The 1192-nt window shown below is 54.4% G+C and carries 1 pseudogene; it reads right to left on the bottom strand.

The annotated features are described in order from the left end of the window. Positions 1–39: 39 nt before the first annotated feature. A pseudogene (locus ABXG94_RS17795) lies at positions 40–1124 on the bottom strand (IS3 family transposase). Positions 1125–1192 lie beyond the last annotated feature (68 nt).

Below are 1192 nucleotides of genomic sequence, written 5' to 3'. Positions count from 1 at the left end.
GGTAATCCCCCCATTTTTGACGGGGTCCAAAAGTAGAATCTATGCTGCTTTCAGTTTCTGGATTGGTGTCATACCTCCAATGCCCATGTTTGGGCCTTCATGGTTGTATGTCCAGAGCCAGCGGGTTGCATGATCCTGGGCGTCTTCGATGGATTCAAAGTGATACCGACCCAGCCATTCCGTCCTGACAGTGCGGTTGTAGCGCTCGACGTAGGCGTTCAGCTGCGGCTTACCGGGCTGAATGTACATCAACGCGATCCCGGCCTTCTCAGCCCAGGTCTGCAACGTACCACTGATATATTCGGGCCGTTGTCTACACGAATGGCCAGTGGCTTTCCCCGCCAACTGATGACCTGGCTCAATGCCCTGACAACCCGTTCTGAGGGCAGTGAGAAGTCCACCTCAATGGCAAGCCCCTCACGGTTGAAGTCATCCAAAATATTCAGGGTGCGGAAAGAACGGCCATCCACCAGCTGATCTGCCACGAAGTCCATGGACCAGACCTCAGTTGGGTGCTTTCGGCACAGCCAGCGGTTCCGGCTTGTCCCGTTGCAGGCGTTTGCGTGGCTTGATCCGCATGTTCAGCTCCAGCTCGCGATAGATGCGGTAAACCCGCTTGTGGTTCCAGCCAAAGCCTTTGACGTTGCGCAGATGCAGAAAGCGCAGGCCAAAGCCCCACGCCTTCTTTCGATCCGTCAACGTCACCAGCCAGTCGGCGATCAGCTCATCCTCGTCGCTCAGCTTCGGCTGATACCGAAAGCAGGTCTCACTGATGCTGAACGTCCGGCACGCAAACCGGATGCTGGCAGATTTGTATCGCACGGCCCATTGGGCCATCTCCTTGCGCTGAGACGGCCTTACCACTTTTTTCCCAAGGCCTCCTTCAGCAAATCGTTCTGCATGCTTTTCTCGGCAGACATCTTCTTCAGACGCTTATTCTCTTCATCGAGCGCCTTCATCCGCGAGATCAACGACGCATCCATCCCGCCGTACTTCGCTCGTCATTTGTAAAAGCTGGCCGAACTCATTCCATGCTCACGGCACAGATCAGCAACAGGCACACCGTTCTCCGCCTGCTTCAAAATGCTCATGATCTGCGCGTCGCTGTACTTTGATTTCTTCATCAGAATCTCCTCGTTCATTGTTGAGAAAACTCTACTTCTAAACACCCCTAATTTCCGGGCGGATTACC

Source organism: Cognatishimia sp. WU-CL00825 (assembly GCF_040364665.1).
Taxonomy (GTDB): domain Bacteria; phylum Pseudomonadota; class Alphaproteobacteria; order Rhodobacterales; family Rhodobacteraceae; genus Cognatishimia.
Note: the sequence above shows the minus strand (reverse complement) of the source record. Positions and strands in the feature narration are given on the sequence as shown.